General features: G+C 72.1%; 20 protein-coding genes and 2 tRNA genes. 18 read left to right on the top strand and 4 right to left on the bottom strand.

Features of this window, described 5'->3' with window-relative positions:
• The first annotated feature begins 66 nt into the window (after window positions 1–66).
• Window positions 67–1,137, top strand: coding sequence for an SCO2583 family membrane protein (locus ACWDUZ_RS14765; RefSeq protein WP_451632190.1), 1,071 nt, complete (start codon window positions 67–69; stop codon window positions 1,135–1,137).
• Window positions 1,138–1,239: 102 nt separating this feature from the next.
• Here the strand turns inward: ACWDUZ_RS14765 and ACWDUZ_RS14760 are convergent, their stop codons facing one another.
• A complete protein-coding gene (locus ACWDUZ_RS14760) occupies window positions 1,240–2,409 on the bottom strand; it encodes a M48 family metallopeptidase (RefSeq protein ID WP_451632189.1) in 1,170 nt (389 codons plus the stop codon).
• Between the two features lie 101 nt (window positions 2,410–2,510).
• Between ACWDUZ_RS14760 and ACWDUZ_RS14755 the strand changes: the two genes are divergently transcribed.
• From ACWDUZ_RS14755 to ACWDUZ_RS14725, 7 genes are all read left to right on the top strand, one after another.
• Entirely contained in the window at window positions 2,511–2,675 is a 165-nt protein-coding gene (locus ACWDUZ_RS14755; RefSeq protein WP_451632188.1) for a hypothetical protein, read from the top strand.
• Window positions 2,676–2,884: 209 nt separating this feature from the next.
• Window positions 2,885–3,040 carry a hypothetical protein gene (locus tag ACWDUZ_RS14750; RefSeq protein WP_451632187.1) on the top strand — a complete coding sequence of 52 codons (156 nt, stop codon included), beginning with the start codon at window positions 2,885–2,887 and terminating at the stop codon, window positions 3,038–3,040.
• A 111-nt stretch (window positions 3,041–3,151) separates the two neighbouring features.
• Window positions 3,152–3,826 (top strand): nicotinate-nucleotide adenylyltransferase, encoded by a 675-nt coding sequence (gene nadD / locus ACWDUZ_RS14745; protein ID WP_451632186.1) that lies wholly within the window; start codon window positions 3,152–3,154, stop codon window positions 3,824–3,826.
• Window positions 3,827–3,842: 16 nt separating this feature from the next.
• Window positions 3,843–5,678: an LCP family protein gene (locus ACWDUZ_RS14740; RefSeq protein WP_451632185.1), complete on the top strand. Its 1,836-nt coding sequence runs from the start codon at window positions 3,843–3,845 to the stop codon at window positions 5,676–5,678.
• Window positions 5,679–5,755: 77 nt separating this feature from the next.
• Window positions 5,756–6,202 carry a ribosome silencing factor gene (gene rsfS / locus ACWDUZ_RS14735; RefSeq protein ID WP_451632184.1) on the top strand — a complete coding sequence of 149 codons (447 nt, stop codon included), beginning with the start codon at window positions 5,756–5,758 and terminating at the stop codon, window positions 6,200–6,202.
• Window positions 6,193–6,870, top strand: a complete 678-nt coding sequence (locus tag ACWDUZ_RS14730; RefSeq protein ID WP_451632183.1) for a histidine phosphatase family protein — start codon at window positions 6,193–6,195, stop codon at window positions 6,868–6,870. The genes rsfS and ACWDUZ_RS14730 overlap by 10 nt, the downstream gene beginning before the upstream one ends.
• Before the next feature lie 143 nt (window positions 6,871–7,013).
• Window positions 7,014–7,086, top strand: a tRNA-Ala gene (locus ACWDUZ_RS14725).
• A 53-nt stretch (window positions 7,087–7,139) separates the two neighbouring features.
• Here the strand turns inward: ACWDUZ_RS14725 and ACWDUZ_RS14720 are convergent.
• A complete protein-coding gene (locus tag ACWDUZ_RS14720; protein ID WP_451632182.1) occupies window positions 7,140–7,946 on the bottom strand; it encodes a helix-turn-helix transcriptional regulator in 807 nt (268 codons plus the stop codon).
• Window positions 7,947–8,069: 123 nt separating this feature from the next.
• On the opposite strand from ACWDUZ_RS14720, the gene ACWDUZ_RS14715 reads away from it, so the two are divergent.
• The 4 genes from ACWDUZ_RS14715 (at window position 8,070) to ACWDUZ_RS14700 (ending at window position 10,300) form a co-directional block, all read left to right on the top strand.
• Complete coding sequence (locus ACWDUZ_RS14715; RefSeq protein ID WP_451632181.1) at window positions 8,070–9,575, top strand: MFS transporter; 1,506 nt, start codon at window positions 8,070–8,072, stop codon at window positions 9,573–9,575.
• Window positions 9,576–9,644: 69 nt separating this feature from the next.
• Entirely contained in the window at window positions 9,645–9,818 is a 174-nt protein-coding gene (locus ACWDUZ_RS14710; RefSeq protein ID WP_451632180.1) for a hypothetical protein, read from the top strand.
• 3 nt (window positions 9,819–9,821) lie between these two features.
• Complete coding sequence (locus ACWDUZ_RS14705; RefSeq protein WP_006136074.1) at window positions 9,822–10,055, top strand: hypothetical protein; 234 nt, start codon at window positions 9,822–9,824, stop codon at window positions 10,053–10,055.
• 172 nt (window positions 10,056–10,227) lie between these two features.
• Window positions 10,228–10,300, top strand: a tRNA-Ala gene (locus tag ACWDUZ_RS14700).
• Window positions 10,301–10,405: 105 nt separating this feature from the next.
• On the opposite strand, the gene ACWDUZ_RS14695 is transcribed toward ACWDUZ_RS14700, so the two are convergent.
• Together ACWDUZ_RS14695 and ACWDUZ_RS14690 are read right to left on the bottom strand one after the other, a co-directional pair.
• The gene (locus tag ACWDUZ_RS14695) at window positions 10,406–12,016 is read right to left on the bottom strand and encodes an NADH-ubiquinone oxidoreductase-F iron-sulfur binding region domain-containing protein (RefSeq protein ID WP_451632179.1); all 1,611 of its coding nucleotides are present in this window, start codon (window positions 12,014–12,016) and stop codon (window positions 10,406–10,408) included.
• Window positions 12,013–13,314 (bottom strand): cytochrome b/b6 domain-containing protein, encoded by a 1,302-nt coding sequence (locus tag ACWDUZ_RS14690; RefSeq protein WP_451632178.1) that lies wholly within the window; start codon window positions 13,312–13,314, stop codon window positions 12,013–12,015. The genes ACWDUZ_RS14695 and ACWDUZ_RS14690 overlap by 4 nt, the downstream gene beginning before the upstream one ends.
• 450 nt (window positions 13,315–13,764) lie before the next feature.
• On the opposite strand from ACWDUZ_RS14690, the gene leuS reads away from it, so the two are divergent.
• The 6 genes from leuS to ACWDUZ_RS14660 all read left to right on the top strand — a co-directional run bounded on the left by leuS (window position 13,765) and on the right by ACWDUZ_RS14660 (window position 22,899).
• Window positions 13,765–16,677, top strand: a complete 2,913-nt coding sequence (gene leuS / locus ACWDUZ_RS14685) for a leucine--tRNA ligase (RefSeq protein WP_451632177.1) — start codon at window positions 13,765–13,767, stop codon at window positions 16,675–16,677.
• 199 nt (window positions 16,678–16,876) lie between these two features.
• Window positions 16,877–17,599 (top strand): hypothetical protein, encoded by a 723-nt coding sequence (locus ACWDUZ_RS14680; RefSeq protein WP_451632176.1) that lies wholly within the window; start codon window positions 16,877–16,879, stop codon window positions 17,597–17,599.
• Between the two features lie 81 nt (window positions 17,600–17,680).
• Window positions 17,681–18,526 carry a DegV family protein gene (locus ACWDUZ_RS14675; RefSeq protein WP_451632175.1) on the top strand — a complete coding sequence of 282 codons (846 nt, stop codon included), beginning with the start codon at window positions 17,681–17,683 and terminating at the stop codon, window positions 18,524–18,526.
• 539 nt (window positions 18,527–19,065) lie between these two features.
• A complete protein-coding gene (locus ACWDUZ_RS14670) occupies window positions 19,066–19,905 on the top strand; it encodes a helix-hairpin-helix domain-containing protein (protein WP_451632174.1) in 840 nt (279 codons plus the stop codon).
• Complete coding sequence (locus ACWDUZ_RS14665) at window positions 19,902–22,559, top strand: ComEC/Rec2 family competence protein (RefSeq protein ID WP_451632173.1); 2,658 nt, start codon at window positions 19,902–19,904, stop codon at window positions 22,557–22,559. The genes ACWDUZ_RS14670 and ACWDUZ_RS14665 overlap by 4 nt, the downstream gene beginning before the upstream one ends.
• Window positions 22,560–22,653: 94 nt before the next feature.
• Window positions 22,654–22,899: a hypothetical protein gene (locus tag ACWDUZ_RS14660; RefSeq protein ID WP_451632172.1), complete on the top strand. Its 246-nt coding sequence runs from the start codon at window positions 22,654–22,656 to the stop codon at window positions 22,897–22,899.
• Window positions 22,900–22,986: the final 87 nt, after the last annotated feature.

The raw sequence follows: 22,986 nt of genomic DNA, 5'->3' as shown, positions 1-22,986 counted from the left end.
GAACCTGTCAGAAGTTGGCTCGCAGCAGGGCGTTTACCGGGGCGTGCCGAGACCTACCCTGAATATATGGGAGGGCCTGGAGACCCGCCCGAAGGGACACCCGAGGGCGCCCCCGGAGGTGCGGAGGACGAGTACCGATCCGTCGTCTTCGACGAGTCGTTCGTCCGGGCTGCCCGCCTCCAGGAGTACTCCGCGCAGGAGCGGATGACCGACCACACGCCCGCCGTGCGCCGCCGCCCCCACCTGCGCCGCGGGCTGTCCCGGCAGGCCCTGGCGCTCGTCCTGCTGATCGCCCTCGCCTTCGCCACCGCCGTCTACATGAGCGTGCGCAGCCCCAGCCGGACCGCACAGCTCCAGCCGACCGCCGTACCGCTGCGGATGACCGTCGTACCGCTCGCCCCGCGGGGCGAGGTCCCCGGGTCCGCCGACCTCGAGCAGCTGTACGCGCACAGCCCCGCCGCCCACTACGTCTCCGGAGCCGAGGGCATCCCGCTGCCCGCCCATCGGCGCACCGCCCACTTCTCGGACGGCCAGGTCGCCACCGCCCTGCTCACCGCGAGGGACTACATCGTGGCCTCCTCCCTCGACCCGGCGGTGCTCCTGGACGGCGAGATCAACACCGTCCGGGCGCTGATCGCGCCGGACCAGCTCAACCAGTTCGACCAGAGCTTCGACCACCCGGCCGCGGACGGTCAGCACGCCGCGACCGGCTGGCTGGTCCGGTTCGACCCGGCCCGGACCGAGCTGGCTGACCCCGCGATCCGCGTCCAGGGCAGCCTGCAGGCCGTCGAGGCCGACTCGGCCACGCTGGAGGTCACGGCGGACCCCACGCTGGTCTACGCGCTCAAGCCGGCCGGCTCGGCCGCCAAGGCCCCGGTCTCGCTGTTCACCGTGCGGCGCGAGCTCCAGTTCCGCTTCGACCGCGACGACCTGCGGCTGCGCCAGGTGCAGCTGGTCGCCTCCTTTGTCCAGGCCGGCCCGCTGTCCTGCACCGACGACTCCGCGGGCCGCTTCCACCCGCTGCTGGCCGGCCAGACGGCGAAGCCGGGCGGCCCCTCCGGCACCGACCCGTACGCACCGGACGGCCCGACACCGCTGTGCGGCACCCTGGCCGCCGCCGCCCAGCCGAAGGTGTGACCCCGGCGCCCTCGGCCCGGCGGTCGGTCTTCTCGGCCCGGTGATCGGTCGGCTCTCAGCCGGTTCTCGGTGGGTCGGGCGGGCGGCGGGGCGCTCGGCGGGTCAGTCCGCGTCGCCGCGCGGCGTGTCCGTCGGCGGCTCGTCCTCCGGGCCGCGACCGTCGTGGGGGCCGCCCTTCGCCCCGTCGTTCTTTCCGCCGTCGTTCTTCCCGTCGCCCTTGGACCCGGCCGCACCCGTGAAGCCGCCGAAACCCCGCCTGACCCGCTCGCCCAGGTCACCGGCTCCGCCCGCGAGGTCGCTGACCAGCTTCATCAGCGGATCCTTGGAACTCTTCACATGGCTGGCGTAGTGATTCGCCGACTCGCGGAAGGAGTCGCCGACCGAGGTGTCCTTGTCCTCGGTGCGCCGCGCGTAGTGACCGTCCATGATCCGCTGGTAGTCCCGGGACTCGGCCCACTTCTTCAGCTCGGCCGCCCGGACGGTGGCGAAGGGATGGGTGCGCGGCAGCACATTGAGGATCTTCAGCACGGAGTCGCGCAGGTCGCCCGACTCCTCGTACTCCTCGGCCTGCTTCAGGAACGCGTCCACGTTCATCTCGTGCAGGTGGTTGCCGCCCGCGATCTTCATCAGGCCGCGCATCGACGCCCGCACGTCCTGCCCGACCAGCAGCCCCGCCCGGTCGGCCGACAGCTCCGACTTGCGGAACCACTCGCGCAGAGCCGTGACGATCGCCATGATGGCGATGCTGCCCAGCGGGATCCAGGCCACCCGCACGGCCAGATTGGTCAGGAACAGCAGGACGGTGCGGTACACCGCGTGGCCGGACAGGGCGTGGCCCACCTCGTGGCCGACGACCGCCCGCATCTCCTCCTCGTCGAGCAGCTCGACCAGGCCCGTGGTCACCACGATGATCGGCTCGTCCAGGCCGATGCACATCGCGTTGGGCTGCGGATCCTGGTTGACGTACATCGGCGGGACCTTCTCCAGGTCCAGGATGTAGCAGGCGTCCCGCAGCATGTCGTTCAGGTGCGTGAACTGCTGGTCCGAGACGCGTACCGAGTCGGACAGGAACAGCAGCCGGAGGCTGCGCTCGGGCAGCAGGCCGCTGAGGGCCTTGAACACCGTGTCGAAGCCGCTCAGCTTGCGCAGGGCGACCAGGGCGGACCGGTCGGCCGGATGCTCGTACGCCCGCGAGGAGATCCCCGGGAAGCGAGTGCGGCGGCGGCTCGGCACGCGCTCGTGCCCGTTGTGCTCGCGGCCTTCGTCGGACATGTGATCCCCCATGTGCGTCTGTGTCGCCCGATGTGCCCCCGAAGCAGGAGACAGCCTAGGCGGAGATACCGTGGACGGGCAGCACAGCGAAGGAGTCCGCCATGGAGCACCACCCCGCAGTCGCACGGCTCGCCGAGGCCGCCGGGACGGCAACCCGGCATCAGGGGTCCGGTGACCTGCTCCGGGTCGTCCTGATCGTGATGATCCTGGGCTGCGTCCTCGTGGGCTGGTTCCTGCTGCGCGGCTACAAGCGGAACGACGACTGAGCGTCCCGGAAGGTTCCCCGGCCGTGCCCTCCGGGCGTGCCTGCCGTCCGTGCCGGGCGAGCCCACCGGGGCCGACCTCGTCCCTGCCGTGCCTTCGGCTCGGCCGGCTGCCGACCGCAACGGTGGAGTCGGCGTGAGGGGCGGCGAGGCGGACGCTTACGATGGGCGGACATCTTTATCCCGCCCACACCCGGATAGGTCTGCCGAAGATGAGCTTCCACAGCGCCGCTGCCCAGTTGGTCAACCTCGCCGAGGCCGAGGGTGGCCGGCACGAGAGTCTGAACCCCGCGGTGACGGGCGGGGCCGCACTCGCCGTCCTGCTGCTGCTGCTGTGGATCACCACTCGTTTCAACCGCGACCGCTGACCCGCCGGGGCCCGGCCGGCCCGCCCCGGAGGCTCGCCGCCGGGGCCCGGGAACGGTACTCGGCGAACTCCCGGCCGGGATCCTCGGACCGGGCCGGTAGGGTCTGCACGCATGGGAGAGCAGGACATGCCTACCGGTCCGGCGCGTGACACGGTGGAACACCCCGAGAACGGGCCCGGCAGCGGCCCCTCGTCGTCGGGCAAGCGCCGCCTGGGCGTCATGGGCGGAACGTTCGACCCGATCCACCACGGGCACCTCGTGGCGGCCAGCGAGGTCGCCGCGCAGTTCCACCTGGACGAGGTGGTCTTCGTGCCCACCGGTCAGCCCTGGCAGAAGACCCACCGCCATGTCTCCCCGGCCGAGGACCGCTACCTGATGACGGTCATCGCGACCGCCGAGAACCCGCAGTTCTCCGTCAGCCGCATCGACATCGACCGCGGCGGCCCCACCTACACCGTGGACACCCTGCGCGACCTGCGCGCCCTCAATCCCGACACCGACCTGTTCTTCATCACCGGCGCCGACGCGCTCGGCCAGATCCTGACCTGGCGGGACTCCGCGGAACTCTTCTCCCTGGCCCACTTCATCGGCGTCACCCGGCCCGGCCACCACCTCAGCGACCAGGGCCTGCCCGAGGGCGGGGTCTCCCTGGTCGAGGTCCCGGCCCTCGCCATCTCCTCCACGGACTGCCGGGCGAGAGTCGCCACGGGCGACCCCATCTGGTACATGGTGCCGGACGGAGTCGTGCGCTACATCGCCAAACGCGGGCTGTACCGCGGCGAGTGAGCCGAGAGGGGCACCGGTGAACGACCGATACGACGCTGGGTACGAGGGCGACAGCTACGAGCTCGTGGGCTACGACGAGTACGGCCGGCCCGTGTACCGGCAAATCCCGTCCCAGCAGACCCCTCAGCAGTCCTACGACGCCTACGGCCGCCAGGACCACCAGGGCTACGGCTACGACCCCTACGCGACCGGCGGACAACAGCAGCACGGCCCGTCCGGCTACGACGGCGGCTACGGCCCCGGCCCGCAGACACCCCCCGCGTCCCCCTACGAGCAGTACCCGTCGTACGACCCGAACCGTCCGCACGGCTCCCAGGGCCCCGGCGGCTCCCACGGCCACCCCGGCACCTACGACCCCTACGGCTCCGGCACGCCCGCCTCCGGCGCGACGGAGGCGGGCTACGACCCCTACGGCCGGACCGCGACCAGCGGACAGCAGCCCCGGGTCACCGAGCAGACCGCCTACATTCCGCAGCAGGCCGGCCCGCAGCAGGCAGGACCCGCGCAGACCCCGCCCGGAGAGCGCGGCCGGACCGCGGACGGCCCGGACCGGCCGGACGGTGACGAGCGGGAGTACCACACCGAGCAGTTCGCCTTCGTCGAGGAGCCCAGCGACGACTCCGAAGACGTCATCGACTGGCTGAAGTTCACCGAGAACCGCACCGAGCGCCGCGAGGAGGCCCGTCGGCGCGCGCGCAGCCGGATCATCGCCCTGGCCGTGGTGCTCGCCCTGGTCGCGGTGGGCGGCGTCGGCTACCTCTGGTACGCCGGGAAGCTGCCCGGACTGTCCTCCGCCGACCAGAAGACCGGCACCGCCACCGCCGCGGGCGCCCAGAAACGCGACGTGATCGTCGTCCACCTGCACAACACCGCCAAGGGCGGGACCTCCACGGCCCTGCTCGTCGACAACGCCACCACCAAGCAGGGCACCACCGTCCTGCTGCCCAACTCCCTGGCCCTCACCGACGACGACGGCACCACGACGACCCTCGCCAAGTCGGTCCGCGACGACGGCTCCTCCGGCACCCGCGACCAGCTCGACACCGTCCTCGGCACGAACATCGAGGGCACCTGGCGCCTGGACACCCCCTACCTGCAGAACCTGGTCGACCTGGTCGGCAACATCGAGGTCGACACCGACACCGACGTCCCCGACCCGGACGCGAAGAAGAAGGGCACCGGGCCCCTCGTCCACCGGGGCAAGGACCAGACCCTCAGCGGCAAGATGGCCGTCGCCTACGCCACCTACCGGGCCTCCGGCGAGGCCCAGAACGCCCAGCTGCAACGGTTCGGCCAGGTCATGCAGGGGGTGCTGCGCAAGCTGTCCTCCGACCCGCAGTCCGCGACCACGACCGTGCAGACACTGGCGCAGATCCTCGACCCCTCGCTCACCGACAAGGACCTCGGCACCTTCCTCGCCAAGCTCGCCGACCTGGCCAAGGGCGGCGACTACCGGACGGCCCTGCTGCCCGTCGGCAGCGACGGCACGCTGAGCGCGAAGACCAGCGACAGCGTGGTCAAGGACATCCTCGGCGGCGCCGCGAAGAGCCCCGCCCAGGGCTCGTCCGTCCGGGTCTCCGTCCAGAACGCCTCCGGCACCAAGAGCGACACCGACAAGGCGCGCGTCGTCCTCCTCAACGGCGGCTTCACCTTCCTGGAGGCCGGCACCGCGTCCGCCGTGCAGCCGACCTCCAAGGTCCTCTACGCCGACGCCGGAGACAAGGAGAACGCCACCGAGGTGGCCAAGACCCTGGGCCTGCCCACCGGCTCCGTGACGAAGGGCACGGTCTCCTCCGGCGCCGACGTCTCGGTGGTCCTCGGCCAGGACTACAAGCCCACGTCAGCGCAGTGATCCCTTTATCACGTGGGGCGTCGTCGGCGGTCCGTGAGACCCTGGAGGGCAAGTGACCGCCGACGGAAAGCCCTGTAGTGACCGCAACCGACCGTTCCCTCGAGCTCGTCAGCACCGCCGCCCAGGCGGCCGCGGACAAGCTCGCGCACGACATCATCGCCTACGACGTCAGCGATGTGCTGTCGATCACGGATGCCTTCGTCCTGGCATCCGCACCCAGCGACCGCCAGGTCAAGTCGATCGTCGACGAGATCGAGGAGCGGCTTCTGAAGGAGCTCGGCGCCAAACCGGTGCGTCGCGAAGGCGACCGGGAGGCCCGCTGGGTCCTGCTCGACTACGTCGACATCGTCGTCCACGTCCAGCACAGCGAGGAGCGTGTCTTCTACGCCCTGGAACGGCTGTGGAAGGACTGCCCCGAGATCGAGCTGCCCGCCGACGCCCAGGCCACCCGGGGCAAGGCCGAGGAGCACGCCAGGCTGAAGGCCGCCGAGGAGTCGGCGGAGCCGGGCGGTGAGTGGCGGTGAGCGGCGCCGGTGACGGGATCGGCAGGACGCCGGGCCGAGGCCGCCGCATCATCCTGTGGCGGCACGGCCAGACGTCCTGGAACGTGGAGCGCCGTTTCCAGGGCTCCACGGACGTCGAGCTCACCGAGACCGGCGTCGGCCAGGCCCGCCGTTCCGCCCGGCTGCTGGCCTCCCTCAAACCCGACGCGATCATCTCCTCGGACCTGAAGCGGGCCGCCCGCACGGCCGCCGAGCTGGCCGCCCTCACCGGCCTCGACGTCACCTTGGACGAGGGCCTGCGCGAGACCTACGCGGGCGTCTGGCAGGGGCTGACGCACGAGGAGATCATCGACCGGTACGGCGCGGAGTACACCGCGTGGAAGCGCGGCGAGCCGGTGCGCCGGGGCGGCGGAGAACTGGAGACCGAGGTCGCCGACCGCGCCGCCCCCGTGGTGCTGCGGCACGTGGAGAAGCTGCCCGAGGACGGCACGCTCGTGGTGGTCAGCCACGGCGGCACCATCCGCACCACCATCGGACGCCTCCTCGGCCTGGAGGCGCACCACTGGGAGAGCCTCGCGGGGCTCGCGAACTGCTGCTGGTCGGTCCTCAGCGAGGGCGCCCGCGGCTGGCGCCTGCTGGAGCACAACGCCGGCACCCTGCCCGAGCCCGTCCTCGGCGACGACGACTGAGACCCGCCGCGACCGGGCCCCGGGACACCCCGGCGGCCCCACGGGGCCCGGATTTCACTTTCCGGCAGGTCACAGGCTAAAGTTCTTCTTGTTCGCCCCGCCGAGCGGGAAGAACACCAGGCGGCTTGGCCGCGTGGCAGCAAGGGGCTATAGCTCAGTTGGTAGAGCGCCTGCATGGCATGCAGGAGGTCAGGAGTTCAATTCTCCTTAGCTCCACGGATCGACGCTCTGTCGAGTTGTCAAAGATCGGTGATGAGAGTCCCGTCCCGTCAAGGGGCGGGATTTTCGTGTTCCGGCGAGTACGTCACGATCCGGCACTCCGGCATTCCGTCGATCGACAGCGACACCACCGTGGTCCGCAGCTCCTCTCCCGACAGACGGCGGAACGTCTTCACCCGCGGCCCAGGAGGTGTCACCTCGCCGCCGGCCCAGAGCTCGGCGAAGTACGGGCTGGTGGCCGACAGGGTGCGTATGAAGTCCTCCCAGGAGGGCTCCCCGACATGTCTGCCGTAGTGGGACCGGAGCGTGGCCACCATCACCGGCAGTTCACGCTCCCGGTGGACCAGGGGACCTACGTCCGGGGGGAGTGTGAACAGCGTCCACAGGGCGTTCGGCACGGAGTCCTCGGACATCTGCCGCAGCTGAAACAGGTCACGGTAGGCGGCGTTGGTCGCCAGGACGTCATAGCGCCCGTTGTAGACCACCGCAGGATGCGGATCGAGGGCGTCCAGAACGCCCTGGACCTCCGGGCGGACCCGCTGGGCCGGTGGTTGCGGCCCCGGGTCGAACGGCACCTCCGCCAGCCGGTACAGATGCTCCCGCTCCGGTGGCTCCAGCCGCAGCGTGCGCGCCACCGCGTCCAGCACCTGCGAGGAGGCGTTGATCGGCCGGCCCTGTTCCAGCCAGGTGTACCAGGTGACGCCCACACCCGACAGCTGGGCGACCTCCTCGCGGCGCAGTCCCGGCGTGCGGCGACGCAGGCCCGGTGCCATCCCCACGTCGGCCGGTGTCACCCGGGCGCGCCTGCTGCGCAGAAACGCGGCCAGTTCCGGCCGACGGCGTTGTGTCGTCGTCATCGTCACATCCCCCGTTGTCACGTCCTCATGGTCGAGGCCGGACCCGTCGCCTGCCAGGTGCTGCCGATACCAGCATCGGCGGGCTCTCGGCACCCGTACCGAGACGTCGCCAGGCTCGACGGCATGACGACACCCTCCCGGACAGGCCCGGATGCCGCCTCCGCGCACCCGCTCCGAAGTCCTGAGAACAGTAAAGCGCCCACCACTGACAATCGGGCCCGGCCGCTGCTCGCCACCGTGCTCGCGGCCCAGTTCATGGCGCTCCTCGACGTGTTCATCGTGAACGTCGCCGCCCCGGCCATCGGCTCCGACCTGCACGCCTCCGGCGCGGATCTGCAACTGGTCATCGCCGGCTACACCATCACCTACTCGGTCCTGCTGATCACGGGAGCGCGGCTGGGCGACCGGCTCGGACACGGCCGGGTGCACCTGGCCGGACTGGCCCTGTTCACCGTCGCCTCGCTCGCCTGCGGCCTGGCCGGGGGAGCGGGAGCGCTGATCGTCTTCCGGCTGGTCCAGGGCGCCGGCTCGGCGCTGATGATCCCGCAGGTGCTCAGCCTCATCCAGCGCACCTTCACCGGCACGGCCCGGGTGCGTGCGCTCGGCGCGTACTCCGCGGTGCTCGCCGTCGGCGCGGCGGCCGGGCAGGTCGTCGGCGGTGTGCTGGTCAGCGCGGATCTGTTCGGCGCCGGCTGGCGCCCGGTGTTCCTCGTCAACGTGCCCGTGGGCGCCGTCCTCCTGCTCGTCGGGCGGCGGGTGCTGCCGCGGGGCGAAGGAGCGGAGCGACCGCCGGAGTCCGCTGGTGGTGCGGAGGTGCGGCCACGGGGCCTGGACCTGCCCGGACTGGTGCTGCTGGGCGCGGCGGTCTCGCTGCTGACGGTGCCGCTGGTGCTCGGCCAGGAGGAGGACTGGCCCCGGTGGTCCTGGCTGTCGCTGGCCGCGTCCGCGGCGCTGTTCGCGGTGTTCTGCGGCTACGAGTCCCGGCTCGCCCGGCGTGGCGGAGCCCCGCTGATCACACCTCGTGTGCTGCGCCTGCCCGGCATGGGCCTCGCCGTCTTCCAGGTCCTGGCCGTCATGGCCGTGAACGGCGGCTTCCTCTTCGCGCTCACCCTGCACGTCCAGGGCGGCCTCGGCTACAGCCCGCTGCGGGCGGGGCTGACCTTCGCGCCGACCGCGGCCGTCTTCGGCCTGGTCGGGCTGACGTGGCGGAGGTGGCCGGCGTCCTGGCAGCGGTGGCTGATCCCGTCCGGGTTCGTGCTCATCGCGCTGTCCGTGCCCGGTGTCGCACTGGCGTTCAGGGGCGGCCACGACGGCGGCGCCGTGCTCTTTCTCGCCTACGCCGGTGTGGGCGCCGGGCTCGCGCTCGGCTTCAGCCCGACGCTGACCGGCGCGCTGGCCGCCGTGCGGCCCGAGGACGCGGCGGACGCCAGCGGTCTGCTCGCCACCGTCGCGCAGCTCGGTCAGCTGATCGGCGTGGCGGCCTTCGGCACACTGTTCCTCAACCGGCTTGAGTCACTCGGGGCCCCCGGGGCGTATACCTCTGCGGAGGCGCTCTCGGCGTGCATGTACGCGCTGGCCGGGACGGCCGTGATCGCCGCCGTGGCCGGACTGGTACCGAGGCGTCGCTGACCGTATTGGTCCGGCCGTGGCAGAATCAAACGGCCGGAAGGGGGCGCGGCCCGACGGGAGGGAGTAGCGATGCCTGCCAGCATCCTCGAGGAGGTCGGTCGCCTCCTCGGTGCGGCGTTGATACGGGACACGGTCACCCGCCTCGTGTGCCCCTCCTGCGGCTCCCTCCACGTGGCGCAAGTCCTCGGCGACAACGGCGGGATCTCGTACGTGTGCACGGCCTGCGGCCACAGCTGGAGCTGATCGATGGGTGCACACAGGCGAAAGTGCGACTGGTGCGGCAGCGGCACGCCCATCGTCCGTGACATGGAGCCGATCAACCCCGACTACCAGTACTGGTGCGAGGAGTGCGCGCGGGCGCTGATCATAAAGGGCGACCCGATCGAGACGTACCGCGAACTGGAGGGGGAGCCGATCTACGGCCGCCTTCTGGAGGAGCACTGCACCCTCAAGCGGTTCTACTCCTTCGTCACGGCGTGACATCGGCCGGGGGCGCCGCGAGGGCCCCCGGCCGACCCGCGTGACCGTTGTTCATGACCAACGGCCATGAACAACGGTCATATCGGGCAGAGCGAAAACCGATTTGGTGAAGCACCCCTCGGACCGTGTAATGTTGGCGTCGCCGCCGGGGAAGCCGGGAGGCACACAGCAAGGGGCTATAGCTCAGTTGGTAGAGCGCCTGCATGGCATGCAGGAGGTCAGGAGTTCAATTCTCCTTAGCTCCACAGAGACCGAAGGCGGGTCGTCCGAAGGGACGGCCCGCCTTCGGCGTTCCGGGTCGCGGGGCGGCGCGGCGGGTCACTCCTGAAGGTGACCCGCCGGCCGTGAGCTCAGCGGCCGAGCGCTCGACGGCCGCGGCCCTGCGAGAGGACCGGCAGGTTGCGCGAGGGAGCCTGCGCGCGCGTGTCCTCCTCCAGGCGCAGGGCCAGTGCCGGACAGCGGCGCACCGCACGCAGCGCCTTGGCCTCCGCGTAGCGCGGCACCTGCGCCTGGGCGACGGTCGGGAAGCCGTCGGCACCCAGTTCGAACACTTCCGGGAGGATGTCCGCGCACAGGCCGTGGCCCCGGCACAGGGTCCAGTCGACGTAGATCTTCTGACGGCTGGGACCGGTCTCCTCGGCCGCGCCGCCGCCCGGGACGCCCGTCGGGACCCTGCCGTCCTCGAAGAGCGGCAGCACGCCCTCCACCGGCCGTCCGCAGCCGTTGCCGAGGACATGGGCGGCCAGGTCGTCCGTGAACGCCTTGATGGTGGACTCCAGGAACATCGCCGAGCCGTCCGGGTGCGAGCACGCGCCGCGCCGCTTGACGTTCTTGGCGACCTGCTTGAGCGCCTCCAGAGCGGCCGGCCCGCCGCCGCCCAGGATGTCCTCCATGCCGCGCGCGGCGGCCGGCAGCCCGAGATAGCACGGGCCGCACTGGCCCGCGCTCTCCTCGGCCAGCCACTTGGCCACCTGCAGCGACTCGCCCAGCGGGCAGGTGTTCTGACTGATCGGCAGAATCGCTCCGGCGCCGAGCGAACCGCCCACCGCGTCCAGGGAGTTGCGCGAGACGACCGCCTCGTTGACGGTCGCCGCGTCGATCCACTTGCCGTGGTAGCCGCCGGTCAGCACGCCCTGCGGCACAGGCGGCGCACCGGTCAGCTGAAGGACGTAACGCAGCGGCACGCCCGTGGGGACCTCGATCACCATCGGGCGGGCGACGGCGCCGGAGACCGTCAGCATGACGGTGCCCGGCTCGTCGTACAGGCCGGTGTTGCCGTAGCGCTCGGGTCCGATGCGGGCGGCGATCGCCAGCTGCGCGAAGGTCTCGGCGTTGGACAGCAGGGTGGGCGCGCCGCCGACGCCGGTCTGCGAGGCGCTGACCTTGCGGCCGGGCGGGATCGCCGGACCGCCGTCGATGGAGCGGATCAGCGATGCCGCCGCGCCCGTGACCATGCGCACCGGGTTGCGCTGCACGCGCGCGCGGAGTGCCGATCTGCGGCCGTTGCTCAGGCCCCGTTCGGCCAGGGCGGCCTCCATGGAGCGCTGGGTGGACTCCCGGGTGACGCCCACCACGAGCGTGCGGGCGCCGAGGGCCTCCGCGCACAGCAGGGCGCCGTCCAGGATGAGGTGCGGGGCACGGTTGATGAGCACCGTGTCCTTGCGGCAGGCCGGCTCGTCCTCGCTGCCGTTGACGACGACGACGGGCCGTACGCCGCGGCGGATGGCCGACTCCGCGACCGACCGCAGCTTCTTGTGGAAGGGGAAGCCCGCGCCGCCGCGGCCCCTGAGGTTGATCGCCTCGGCGAGCTGCGCGAGCTGCTCGCCGCCCAGCGGTTCGAGTGGGCCGTGCACCTTCAGGTGCATGGGCAGGTCGAGTCGTTCCACAAGGTCGAAGCCCGACGTGAGCTGGGGGAGTCCGACCACGCGGACTTCCGGGACGTCGGGCAGGGCCTCGTTCACCTATGGCCTCCGGAAGGCGTGTTCCAAGGTTCCCCCGAACCCGGCGCGTCGAAGGGGGCGCCGGGGCGTGTTTCAGTTGCGGGACCGCTCATGTACGTGTCGTTCGAGTTGTACGTGCCGTAGACCGGATTCGTCTCACCGGTGTCGTACACATCACGTCCGCCGTAGCCGTTCGTGCCCGGATTGCCATAGGGCGGGATGGTGTGTCCGGTGTCGTTCAGCGGGTCGTACGCCGAGGGGGGTGCCTCGCCGACGGGCGGCGGCGACGGGATCGGCCAGTTGCCCGAGGCGCCCGTGCTCTCCATGCGCGGCATCGCCTCGGTCGCCTGTGCGTCGAAGGGCAGATCCATGCGCGCGGTGCGGTCGGCTGCGAAGGGCTGCCCCGGTGTCGAGACGGCCCGGTAGGCGGCCGCGAAGCCGGAGGTGTCCTCCTGGGCGGCACCGGCCGCGGGAGCCTCGTAGAACGGTGCGGCGGGGGCAGTGACGCGCGGCAGGGAGCCGGTCGTGTCGGTGCGCGAGGGCCGCTCCGCCCGCCTGTTCTCGTAGCCCGGCAGCACGGACTCCGCCGCCCTGGCGCGGCTGGAGTCGAGGTCGTCCAGTTCCGGCCGCTCACCGCCGCCGAGCAGCGTCATCAGCCGGTCGGCGACCTTGCGCTTGTACGGGCGCGGTGCCGCGCGCAGCGCCAGGGCCCCCATGACGCCGAGCAGGGACAGGCTGTAGAGGATCACGAAGATCGGCTTGGCCTGCCGGCCGGCGTACAGGCCGTGGACCAGCGCCGCGCACCAGGCCGGGTAGGCCAGCATGTGCATGGCCCGCCAGCGTGCGGCGACCGGGGCGGGCGTGGCGAAGTTGCTGCGCAGCGCGCCCGTGATGCCGACGAAGATCATCAGCAGTCCGGCCACGGAGCCGAGGCCGATCAGGCCGCCGCTTCCGGTGACGCCGAGCGAGAACGGAAGGACCGCGGCGATCAGCTGGGTGTGGTCCAGGGCGATCTTGGTGGTGATGTGCAGCAGGAGGAACGCGATCGAGGCGACCGCGGTGGTCCGGTGCACCGCCTGGCCCACGATCCGCTGGCGCGTGTTGAGGAAGATCCGGTCCTGGGCGACCAGGCCCCAGATCACCGAGCAGCTGAGGGAGACCAGGGAGAGGACGCCCGCGCCGAAGTTCAGGAACTCGCGGAACCGGCTGCCTCCCACCAGCACGACCACGGGTATCAGGAGCAGGACGACAGCGGACGCCACCCCGTAGGCCGACCGGCCCGGTTTGGGGAGCGAGCTGTTACTGCGTCGAGGGTTCATGGGGGCAACTCCGAGCGGTTCGGGTGAGCGGTCCCGAGGACGAACTCTAAGTGGCTCCAAACCGAGCAGTAGGCCGTTTGAGTTATTGCGTTGTTATCAACGGAACGTTCTGGACTCCTGTTGTCCCCATAGCGTCCGTTACGCCGGGTAACCTTTGAACGCAGTTCAACTTTTCTGAACCTTCACAAGCGGATCGGTATGTTCCTGTGAAGTTCGGCGGGCCCCGGCGGCGGGCGGGACGGACGCTCGTCGCGGTGCCCTCGACGGCTGCGGTACCCTGACGCCATGCGTGCCGTACGCCTTCTGCTTAGCGAGCCGCGCTGATCAGTCCCGACCGCCGGCGAATCGGGTGGTCGGAATCGGCGCGGCGTCCCCTCCTGTGCGAGGGGATTTTTCGTTTCTTGAAAGTCGCAGCCGCCGGCAGAGACGATCGATGGAGCTTTGAGGATCATGAGCGAGACGAACTCCGCTGCCACCGCCACCACCCCGGCGGAGGCGGCGCCGCACCGCTACACGGCCGCCATGGCGGCCGAGATCGAGGCACGCTGGCAGGACTTCTGGGACGCCGAGGGCACCTACGCGGCACCGAACCCCAAGGGTGACCTGGCCGGCGACCCCGAGACGGCCGCCCGGCCCAAGAAGTTCATCATGGACATGTTTCCGTATCCGTCCGGTGCGGGTCTGCACGTCGGCCACCCCCTGGGCTACATCGCCACCGATGTGTACGCCCGGTTCCAGCGGATGACGGGCCACAACGTCCTGCACACCCTGGGCTTCGACGCCTTCGGTCTGCCCGCCGAGCAGTACGCCGTGCAGACCGGCACGCACCCGCGCGTGTCCACCGAGGCCAACATCGAGAACATGAAGGTCCAGCTGCGCCGGCTGGGCCTGGGCCACGACAAGCGCCGGTCGTTCGCGACGATCGACCCGGACTACTACAAGTGGACCCAGTGGATCTTCCTGCAGATCTTCAACTCCTGGTACGACGAGGAGGCCAGGCGGGCCCGTCCGATCTCGGAGCTGATCGCCCAGTTCGAGTCCGGTGAGCGTGCCGTACCGGGACACACGCGCGGATGGCACGAGCTGAACCACGCCGAGCGCGCCGACGTGCTGGGTGAGTTCCGCCTGGCCTACGCCTCCGACGCGCCGGTCAACTGGTGCCCCGGCCTGGGCACCGTGCTGGCCAACGAGGAGGTCACCGCCGACGGCCGCTCCGAGCGCGGCAACTACCCGGTCTTCAAGGCCAAGCTGCGCCAGTGGAACATGCGCATCACCGCCTACGCCGACCGGCTGCTGGAGGACCTGGAGGAGCTGGACTGGCCCGAGGCCATCAAGCTGCAGCAGCGCAACTGGATCGGCCGCAGCGAGGGCGCCCGCGTCGACTTCCCCATCGACGGCGAGCGCATCACCGTCTTCACCACGCGCCCGGACACCCTGTTCGGCGCGACCTACATGGTGCTGGCCCCCGAGCACCCGCTGGTGGAGAAGTTCACCCCGGCCGCCTGGCCGGAGGGCACCCACGAGGTGTGGACCGGCGGCCACGCCACGCCCGCCGAGGCCGTCGCCGCCTACCGCGCGCAGGCCGCCTCGAAGTCCGACGTCGAACGCCAGGCCGAGGCCAAGGACAAGACGGGTGTCTTCACCGGCGCGTTCGCGACCAACCCCGTCACCGGCGAGAAGATCCCCGTCTTCATCGCCGACTACGTCCTGATGGGCTACGGCACCGGCGCCATCATGGCCGTCCCGGCACACGACAGCCGCGACTTCGCCTTCGCCCGCGCCTTCGAACTGCCGATGCGCTGCGTCGTACAGCCGTCCGACGACCGCGGCACCGACCCGTCGACGTGGGACGACGCCTTCGTGTCCTACGACGCGCGGATCGTCAACTCCTCCGGCGCCGACGGCCTGGCGCTGGACGGACTGGGCGTCGTCGAGGCCAAGGCGCGCATCACCGAGTGGCTGGAGCGCAAGGGCATCGGCGAGGGCACCGTCAACTTCCGCCTGCGCGACTGGCTGTTCAGTCGCCAGCGCTACTGGGGCGAGCCCTTCCCGATCGTCTACGACGAGGACGGTGTCGCGCACGCGCTGCCCGAGTCGATGCTGCCGCTGGAGCTGCCCGAGGTCGAGGACTACAGCCCGCGCACCTTCGACCCGGACGACGCCGACACCCAGCCCGAGACCCCGCTGTCGCGCAACGAGGCGTGGGTGAACGTCACCCTGGACCTGGGCGACGGGCCGAAGAAGTACCGCCGCGAGACCAACACCATGCCCAACTGGGCCGGTTCCTGCTGGTACGAGCTGCGCTACCTGGACCCGCACAACAGCGAGCGGCTGGTCGACCCGGAGATCGAGCAGTACTGGATGGGCCCGCGCGAGGGCATGCCGCACGGCGGTGTAGACCTGTACGTCGGCGGCGCCGAGCACGCCGTGCTGCACCTGCTGTACGCGCGCTTCTGGTCCAAGGTCCTGTACGACCTGGGTCACGTCTCCTCCGCGGAGCCGTTCCACAAGCTGTTCAACCAGGGCATGATCCAGGCCTACGTCTACCGTGACAGCCGCGGCATCGCGGTGCCGGCCGCCGAGGTGGAGGCGGGGTCCCCCCTGGCGGAAGACAAGGGGAGCGACGGCGCCTACTACTACCAGGGCGAGAAGGTCAGCCGCCTGCTGGGCAAGATGGGCAAGTCCCTGAAGAACGCCGTCACCCCGGACGAGATCTGCGCCGAGTACGGCGCGGACACCCTGCGTCTGTACGAGATGGCCATGGGTCCGCTGGACGTCTCCCGTCCGTGGGACACGCGTGCGGTGGTGGGCCAGTTCCGGCTGCTGCAGCGGCTGTGGCGCAACATCGTCGACGAGACCACCGGCGAGATCACCGTCTCCGACACCGAGGCGGACGAGGAGACGCTGCGCGCGCTGCACAAGGCCATCGACGGCGTCCGCGGCGACCTGGAGGGAATGCGGTTCAACACCGCCATCGCCAAGGTCACCGAGCTGAACAACCATCTGACCAAGGCCGGCGGGACGGTGCCGCGCTCGGTCGCCGAGCCGCTGGTGCTGATGGTCGCGCCGCTGGCCCCGCACATCGCCGAGGAGCTGTGGCGCAAGCTGGGCCACAGCGGCTCCGTCGTCCACCGGGACTTCCCGGTCGCCGACCCGGCGTACGTCGTGGACGAGTCCGTGACCTGCGTCGTCCAGATCAAGGGCAAGGTCAAGGCGCGTCTGGAGGTCCCGCCGACGATCTCCGAGGAGGAACTGGAGAAGGTGGCGCTGGCCGACGAGAAGGTCGTCGCGGCCCTGGGCGGCGCCGGCATCCGCAAGGTGATCGTGCGCGCGCCGAAGCTGGTGAACATCGTCCCGGCGTGACACCGCGGTGCCGTGACTCAGAGCGCATTGTCACGGCTGGGGAGTGAGCGGCTCCGGGTGTGACGGCCGGGGCGTGAGCGGCTCAGGGTGGTCCCCTACGGGCAGGTTCGGGGTTCTTCCGGAACCCTGTGCCTGCCCGTTGCGTTTACGGTGGAAGGGCGGCGCGGCTTGTGCCGCCCGAGCCGCCAGGAGGAGCGCCGTGGAAGCAGTCGTCGCAGTCTTCGCCGTGCTCTTCCTGCTCTGCGTGGTGCTCGGCGCCTACGCCACGGTCAAGGCCGTCGGCGCCGCCAAGCGCGGCGTGGACCGCACGATCAGCCAGGCCCGCCGCACGGTGGAGGACCAGACCCTGCGCGCCAAGTCCCTCGGCCGGCCCGGCCCGGCCGGCGAACTGGCCGAGCTCCGGCTCACCCTGCGCACCTCGATGCGCGCGACACAGGACGCCCTGAAGGCGGGCGCGGCCGACGACGAGTCCCTGAAGGAGTCCGTCGCCCTCTTCGAGCGGCTCAGCGCGTACGGACACCAACTGGACGCCGAACTCAAACGCCTGGAGGCCGATCCCGATCGGGTGACGCTCGCCGAGCGGCTCCCGGACCTGCGCGAGCGGACGCTGCGCATCACGGGCTCGGCCGACTCCCTGCGCTGGGCGGCGCACGACCGCGCCCGCCGCCTCGCCGAGGACGACCTGGACATGCTGAGCGCCCAGATCGACGTGGAGGCCGGCGCCCTGCGCCACTGGACCGGCCCGGAGCCCGCGCCGGAGCCGTGGCCCGAGACCCCGGACGGTGACCGGCATCGGCGAACCGCGGCACAGACCCCACCGCCGGGCGCCGCCCCGGAGGCCGGCCGTCCCGCCATCACCCCGCCGGGACGTCCTTCCGGCTACCCCTGGCAGAAGAAACCCCGGCCCGAGAGCACCACTTGATCCGCTCGATCCGGCCAGTGGCACGCCCGGTCAGCGGGCCTGGGCTGCCGTCGGGGCGGCACGGCAGGTAACCTCCAGCTCATGTCCCGCCATGTCGCGATCGTCACCGATTCAACGGCCTACCTGCCGCCGCGGACGATGGCGCGCCACGGCATCACCGCGGTCCCGTTGACCGTGGTCCTCGGTGACCGGGCGCTCGAAGAGGGCACGGAGATCTCCACCCGCTCGCTGGCCCAGGCACTGCAGAAGCGCCGGCCGGTCACCACCTCGCGCCCCAGCCCCGCTGTCTTCGCCGAGACCTATCGCAAGGTGGCCGAATCCGATGCGTCCGGCATCGTGTCCCTGCACCTGTCCGCGGAACTGTCGGGCACGTACGACGCGGCGGTCCTCGCGGCCCGTGAGGCGCCCGTGCCGGTGCGCGTGGTGGACACCGGGGTGGTCGCGATGGCACTCGGCTTCTGCGCCCTGGCCGCCGCGGAGACGGCCGGTTCCGGCGGCACCATGGACGAGGCGGTCACCGCGGCGGAGAAGCGGGCCGGGGGCACCTCTGCCTACTTCTACGTCGACACACTCGACTACCTGCGCCGCGGCGGCCGCATCGGCGCCGCGCAGGCCCTGCTCGGTTCCGCGCTCGCCGTCAAACCGCTGCTCCAGCTGGAAGGGGGCCGCATCGAACTCCTGGAGAAGGTGCGGACGGCCTCGAAGGCGATCGCGCGCCTGGAGGAGATCGCGGCCGAGCGCGCGAGCGGGGCCGGCATCGACATCGCCGTCCACCATCTCGCGGCCCCGGAACGGGCGTCGGCGCTCGCGGACCGGCTGCGGACGCGGGTGTCCGGGCTGGCCGAGCTGCATGTGAGCGAGGTCGGGGCCGTCATCGGGGCGCACACCGGACCGGGGCTGCTGGGGGTCGTGGTCTCCCCTCGGTGAGCAGCCGCCTCCCTCGATGACTCGTGTGGGTGAGGGAGTTGTCCACAACCGGGAAGTAGTCCCCGGGAATCGAGCAAGATCATCGCGAATGTGCCGAACTGCCCGATGCTCGGCGCATGGCACTTCGAGCACACTCACGCACAGCGACGGCAACCAGCGGCCCGGGCCGTGGCCCCGGCTCGGACGGGCGCACCCGCCACCGCCGCCCACCCGCCCGGCGCGGCCCCCGGCACCGCCACGCGCAGGCCGAGGACCTGCGCCGGCGCGCTCGGGCACTGTTCGTCGAACACTCCGGCCTGTTGGGAGAGTCGGGACACACGCGAAGGCCGGGGGAGCCGGGACGCACGGGAGGGCTGGGGGCGTCGGCCCTCGTGGACCGGTTGGGGGCGTCGGCGCTCGCGGACCGGAGGAGGGAGCAGGGACACCCCGATCGGCCGACGGAGTCGGAGCCGGAGCACGGGCCACCGGGGCCGGTGAGGGCCCGCCCCACCACGCCGAAAGAGCCGAAGCCCGCGCCGCCGGGCGCGAGCACCACTGCTGTGACCGGCAAGGGACCGGTTGCCGCGAGCGACGTGCGGCCGGCCGGCGTGGGCGAAGCCGAGACGGCTGCCGAGGGCGAGGTCGGCCGGGGAGTCGCGGGCGCGCGGACGGACTGGCGGGACAGGGCCCGGCTCGCGCTGCGTCAGCGGATGCCGATGTGGGTGCAGACGCGGTGCGGCCTCGAACGCAGGAGCGTGATCGCCCTCGCCGTGGTGTTCATCGTCGCCGGGGTCGTCGCCCTGCAGCACTTCCGGGCCGGCCGCGGCGAGGAGATCCGGGCACCCGAGGTGGTACGCGCCGCGGCCCCCGCCCCGGGCCGGGCCGAGGACGCGGCCACCGCCTCCGCCGCCTCGCCCCCTTCACCGGGTACCACTGCCGCGGCCGGCCCGGAGATCGTCGTGGACGTCAGCGGCAAGGTCCGTCATCCCGGGATCCATCGGCTTCCGGCCGGTTCACGGGTGGCCGACGCGCTGCGGGCGGCGGGCGGAGTGCGCCCCGGAACCGACCTCGACGGTCTCAATCGGGCCAGGTTCCTCGTGGACGGCGAACAGGTGGTCGTCGGCGGGCCCACCCCGGCGACGGGATCCGCCGCGGCCGGAACGACCGCCGGGGGAGCGGCCGGAGCGAGCGCGGCCGGGCCTCCCACCGCCCCGGTGTCCCTGAACACCGCCACCGCCGAGCAGTTGGAGACCCTGCCCGGGGTCGGACCCGTGCTGGCCCGGCACATCATCGACTACCGCACACAGCACGGCGGTTTCCGCTCGGTGGACGAGCTGCGCCAGGTCAGCGGCATCGGCGCCCGGCGCTTCGCCGACCTGCGCAGCCTGGTGAGGCCATGAGCCCGAACACCACTCCCACCACGTTCCCGAGCCGCCCGGCGGTGCACGCCGCCTCCGGCAAACGGCTCGGAGCCGCCCACCCCCGGCAGGAAGGACCGCCCGACTTACGACTCGTTGCTCCCGCACTCGCGGCCTGGGCAACGGCGGCGGTGGCTCTGGCAGCCCCGGCGGGAGACGTGACCGGCTTCGTGGCCGTGTGCCTCACCGCGGCCGCCGTGCTCCTGTTCGCCGCCCGGCAGCGGCGCGTACGTGTCAGGCGGAGCACGACGGAGCCCGCACGCGAACCGGCACCCACCCCCACCCCCGCACAGCCACCGCCGTCCGCGCCCTCACCCTTGCCCCCGCCGCCACCTTTACCCCCGGCCCCGACCCCACCCACCGGCTCCCGCGGCTGGGCGCGCACCTCCGTCGCCGCGGTGCTGCTCGCCGCCGCCGCTGCCGCCGCTTCCGCGGGACTGCACGGGGCCGACGTGCGCCGAGGGCCGGTGCCCGGGCTGGCCCGGCAGCACGCCACCGTGACCGCCGAGGTGGAACTGACCTCCGATCCCCGGCTCACCCGGCCCCGCGTCAGCGGTGACCACCTGGTGCCGGACTCGGTGCTGATCGACGCCGAGGTACGGCGCGTGGAGCGGGTGGGCGACCCGGGGGCCGCGAAGACTCGGACACCCGTACTGATCCTGGTGGACACCGCCGGGCAGGAGCACGGCGCCGGTGTCCGGTCCTCGCCCTGGCTGCGGCTGCTGCCGTCCACGCGGCTGAGAGTGACCGCGCGGCTGGCACCTCCGCTCACCGACGGCGACCGGATCGCGGCGGTGCTGCGGGTGCGGGGCCGGGCGGCGCCCGAAGTGATCGGGGGACCGTCCGGGCCCCAAAAGCTGGCGGGCCGGCTGCGGGCCGGGCTGCGCGAGGCGACGGACGGACTGCCGGAAGATGCCCGGGCGCTGCTGCCGGGGCTGGTGGTAGGGGACACCTCTCGGGTCACTCCCGACCTGGACGAGGCGTTCAAGGAGACGGACCTCGCCCACACGCTGGCGGTCTCCGGAAGCAACCTCACGGTCCTGCTCGCCCTGCTCATCGGCCCACCCGGGCTGGCCCAGCACGTCGAACGCCGCGGCCTGGCGCCGAGACTCGGTCTGTCGCTGCGGGCCACCGCGCTGCTGTGCGGAGTGCTCACCCTCGGATTCGTCGTCGTGTGCCGTCCGGACCCGAGCGTGCTGCGCGCCGCCGCGTGCGGGTCGGTCGCGCTGCTCGCCCTCGCGACCGGGCGCCGCCGATCGCTGATCCCGGCCCTGGCGACGGCCGTACTGCTGCTGGTGCTCTACGACCCGTGGCTCGCCCGCAGTTACGGCTTCCTGCTGTCGGTGCTGGCCACCGGCGCCCTGCTCACGCTGGCGCCCCGCTGGAGCGCGGCACTGCGCCGGCGCCGGGTGCCCGCCCGCCTGGCCGAGGGGCTGGCCGCCGCGGCAGCGGCGCAGGCGCTGTGCGCGCCGGTGGTCGCCATGCTGTCGGCGCGGGTCAGTCTGGTGGCCGTGCCGTGCAACCTGCTCGCGGAGGTCGCGATCGCGCCCGCCACGGTGCTGGGCTTCGCGGCGCTGGTGACGGCACCGTTGGTGATGCCCGCGGCGAAGGTGTTCGCGTGGTGCGCGAGTTGGCCCACCGGGTGGATCGCGGACGTGGCCAGGACCGGGGCGGCACTTCCCGGCGGGGGAGTGGACTGGCCGGCCGGTTGGACGGGGGCATTGCTGCTGGGCCTGGTCACCGTGGCGGTCGTACTGGTGGGCCGGCGACTGCTGGGGCATCCGTGGCTGTGCGCCCTGTGCGGCGTGCTGCTCCTGCTGGTGCTGGTGCAGCCGCCGCCGCTGACCCGGGTGATCACCGGCTGGCCGCCGCCGGGCTGGCGGTTCGCGATGTGCGACGTGGGTCAGGGTGACGCGACGGTGCTCGCCGCGGGTCCGAGCACCGGAGTGGTGGTGGACGCCGGGCCCGACCCCAAGGCGGTGGACCACTGTCTGCGCGCCCTGGGCGTCACCAGGATCCCGTTGGTCGTGCTGACACACTTCCACGCCGACCACGTGGCAGGCCTGCCGGGCGTGCTGCGAGGCCGTTCGGTGGGGGCGATCGAGACGACGGCGTACGAGGAGCCCGCGGGCCAGGCGGAGTTCGTACGGAAGGCGGCGGCACGGCAGGGCATCCCGATCGCCCACGCGGCCGCGGGGGAGCAGCGGCGCATCGGAACGCTGACCTGGCAGGTGCTGTGGCCACCACCGGGGGCCGCGCCGGAGCCGGACGGCCCCAACGACGCCAGTGTGACGCTGCTCGTCCACTCCGGCGGGTTGCGGCTGTTGCTGCTGGGAGACCTCGAGCCCCCTTCCCAGCAGGCGCTGCTGCGCTCGCCGGCGGTCGCGCGGCTGGCCGGCGTGGACGTGCTCAAGGTCGCCCATCACGGCTCCGCCCACCAGGACCCGGACCTGATACGTCTGGTGGCGCCGCGGCTGGCGTTGATCTCCGTGGGAGCGGACAACTCGTACGGGCACCCGGCTCCCCGTACGGTCGGGGCGCTGCGGGCGGAGGGCGCGACGGTGCTGCGGACGGACCGGGACGGATCGCTCGCGGTCACCGGAGCGGGCGCGGCGCTCCGCGTGGCACGGCACTGAGCGGGCGAAGACCCGCGGGTGGCGCGGGGCGGAAGGCCGGCATGACGGACATCCCCTCACAGGGCCGGCGGTCGCAGGGGCGACAATGACCGGCGTGAGCGATGTGAGACATGTGCTGGTGCTGCCCGACCGGGATGCGGCGGAGGAGGTGGCCGAGGCGCTCGGGGAGCAGTTCGCGATCGACGAGGAGCCGAGGATCGTCCGCGACGCACTGGCCGGGGAGGACGACGCCGAGGACGCCCAGTGGCTGGTCGTCCTGCGGGACGAGGAGGGCCGGCTCGACCCGGGGCAGCTGGAGGAGTTCGTGAGCAAGTGGGAGGGCTGGCGCGAGGAGCCGTAGGCTCCACCGCCGCCCGCCGCCCGCCGCCCGCCGCCCGCCGCCCCCCCCCCCCCCCCCCCCCCCCCCCCCCCCCCCCCCCCCCCAGCG

Source organism: Streptomyces sp. NPDC003393, assembly GCF_053589015.1.
This window is presented reverse-complemented; position numbering and strand designations above follow the sequence as displayed.